Annotated in this window: 2 protein-coding genes and 1 pseudogene; all 3 read left to right on the forward strand. The window is 54.5% G+C overall.

Annotated features, from left to right (window positions below):
* Positions 1 to 128: 128 nt before the first annotated feature.
* Positions 129 to 233, forward strand: a pseudogene (locus tag BLL38_RS31610) (fimbrial protein); the annotation flags it as partial.
* A 49-nt stretch (positions 234 to 282) separates the two neighbouring features.
* Positions 283 to 843 (forward strand): fimbrial protein, encoded by a 561-nt coding sequence (locus BLL38_RS29685; RefSeq protein WP_076965363.1) that lies wholly within the window; start codon positions 283 to 285, stop codon positions 841 to 843.
* A 19-nt stretch (positions 844 to 862) separates the two neighbouring features.
* Positions 863 to 2,512 (forward strand): fimbria/pilus outer membrane usher protein, encoded by a 1,650-nt coding sequence (locus tag BLL38_RS29690; RefSeq protein ID WP_415640280.1) that lies wholly within the window; start codon positions 863 to 865, stop codon positions 2,510 to 2,512.
* Positions 2,513 to 2,613: the final 101 nt, after the last annotated feature.

Here is a 2,613-nt window from a genome sequence, read left to right on the forward strand (position 1 = left end):
TAGAAAAGGTAAGATTGTTCACGTCGGGGGCTTAGTTTTTGTTGGTGTGAGAGCTTACATTTTCTAAGATCCTCGACTCCTTTTCCAGCCGGTCAGATTTTTTCTACACCCTTAAATGCGAAGAGCCTGATAACACCCTGGAATTCGGTGCCTATGTACAAGGTGCTGCTACTGACCCAATCATCCCCGGTGATTTCAGCGCGATCACCAACTTCACCTTGGCTTATCAGTAAGTTTTTCCCCCGCCACTTAGTGTGGCGGGGGAACTGGCGGGGGATAGAGGTGAACACATTCATAAGTCTCGCTGTTGCCTCCTTATTGACGATATTCATCAGCCCTTGTGCTTTTGCGCAGGCCGCTGGGCAAGGCGAAGGGATCGTCACACTGGGGGGAGAAGTTGTTGATTCAGCCTGCGGGCTGGAACTGGTCTCTGTTGATCAAACCATCGAGATGCCTCCCGAGCCAATAGGCCGGATTGTGCGAAACGCAAGGGGAGAGCCACACCCCTTCCAACTGCGTCTGGTCAATTGCTCATTGACTCGCCCAGACCCGTTACGTCCTGGAGAAACCCTGCCTGACTGGCAGCATCTGCAAGTGACGTTTGACGGCCCGACTGACAGGGACGGGCGCTCCTTTGCGGTCTTTGGCGGCTCGCAGGGCGTTGCGCTGCACATTGTGGACTCTGCTGGCCAGGAGAGTGTTCCGGGTGAGCGGATGGCGCCGGCGCCATTGGCTGAGGGCGACATGACGCTGCACTACACCTTCCGCTTGGTGGGTAACGGATTGCCGATGGGCGTTGGCGCCCACAGTGCCGCTGTGCGGTTCAAGTTGGAATACTTCTGAATATTGATGGGCTGCTTTCATGTTGAATACGTTGAAGGTCAAAAATACGCTGCGCCCAAGCCTTTTTGGTGGGTTGATGTCATTGGCAGGAACTGTAATGGGGGCCGGGGATATCGAGTTTAATACCGATGTTCTTGATCTGAGTGATCGCACTAATATTGACTTGTCTCGGTTTTCGCGCAGTGGCTTTATTCTGCCGGGCACCTACTTGATGACCGTGCAGATCAATACCCAGCCTATTCCAGAGCAATCGGTGGTGTTCTATCCCCCCGATAATGATCCCAAAGGCAGTCAGGCATGTTTATCGCCCGATCTTGTCGACCAGCTGGGCCTGAAGGCGTCTGAGGCCGACAAACTCGTATGGTGGAAGAGCGGGCAGTGCCTGGATGTTAAAAGTTTGCCTGGCATGGAGGTCACGGGTGATCTGGCCACTTCCACGCTGAACATCAATCTGCCTCAGGCCTATCTTGAGTACAGCGCCATCAATTGGGATCCGCCCTCCCGTTGGGATGAAGGGGTGCCGGGATTGCTGGTTGATTACAACATGACAGCGCAATCGAACTATCAAAAGAATGACGGGACCCGTAATAACCTCAGTGGTAACGGAACACTCGGAGCCAATGCCGGTGCCTGGCGCCTGAGGGCCGATTGGCAGGGGCGTGTCGAGAATGGTCGCGAGGGGGCGTCCGATTATCACCGGCTGGAATGGAGTCGTTATTATGCTTATCGAGCGATTCCTGCGCTGAAGGCACGCCTGGTAGTGGGCGAGGACTACCTGTATTCGGACCTGTTTGACAGCTTCCGTTTTACCGGGGCGGCACTCAAGTCGGATGAAAGCCAGTTGCCACCCAACTTGCGTGGTTACGCCCCGGAAGTGGTTGGGGTGGCCAAGACCAATGCAAGAGTTGTTATCAGCCAGCAGGGCCGTGTGCTGTATGAAACCCTGGTGGCGGCAGGCCCCTTTCGCATTCAAGACCTTCAGGATGCGGTGACGGGCTCGCTGGACGTGCGGGTGGAGGAGCAGGATGGCTCGGTACACAGTTTCCAGATAGATACGGCAGGTGTTCCCTACCTGACGCGCCCTGGACACGTTCGTTACAAGTTGGCTACCGGGCGCCCGTCCAATCTTCAATATGGCGCCGATGGCGATGTTTTCGGCACCGGAGAGTTTTCCTGGGGGATCAGCAATGGTTGGTCCCTGTTTGGCGGTGGCATAACAGACAACAATTATCGTGCGCTCTCTATTGGCGCCGGGCGGGACTTGCTGATGTTCGGGGCCATCTCGCTGGATGTTACCCAATCACGTGCAAACGTGTGGAACGAGACACTCTCGGGTAAGTCGTACCGCCTTCAATACTCCAAGAACTTTGAACAGTACGACAGCCAGGTAACCTTTGCCGGTTACCGGTTTTCCGAGGAGAACTTTCTGAGTATGGGGGAGTACCTGGATGCTCGTCATTACGGGTTGAATGGCGAACTCGGCGGGCGTGGGGAGGGTGATGATTGGAGACCTATTGGTGCGAGCAAGGCCCTTTATACGGCGACGGTAAGTAAGCAGTTTCGTGATTTTGGGACCACCGTCTATGCCAGTTACAACAAGCAAACCTACTGGGATCGACCGGACACTCAGCGCTGGAATTTATCCGGCTCTTCGCATTTAAGGGTGTAGAAAAAATCTGACCGGCTGGAAAAGGAGTCGAGGATCTTAGAAAATGTAAGCTCTCACACCAACAAAAACTAAGCCCCCGACGTGAACAATCTTACCTTTTC

Source organism: Pseudomonas gessardii, assembly GCF_001983165.1.
In the GTDB taxonomy this organism is placed as follows: domain Bacteria; phylum Pseudomonadota; class Gammaproteobacteria; order Pseudomonadales; family Pseudomonadaceae; genus Aquipseudomonas; species Aquipseudomonas gessardii.

What these genes read in the sequence shown, in the direction of transcription:
- BLL38_RS29690 (WP_415640280.1), top strand. Translation starts at nt 863, where the DNA reads ATGTTGAATACGTTGAAGGTCAAAAATACGCTGCGCCCAAGCCTTTTT.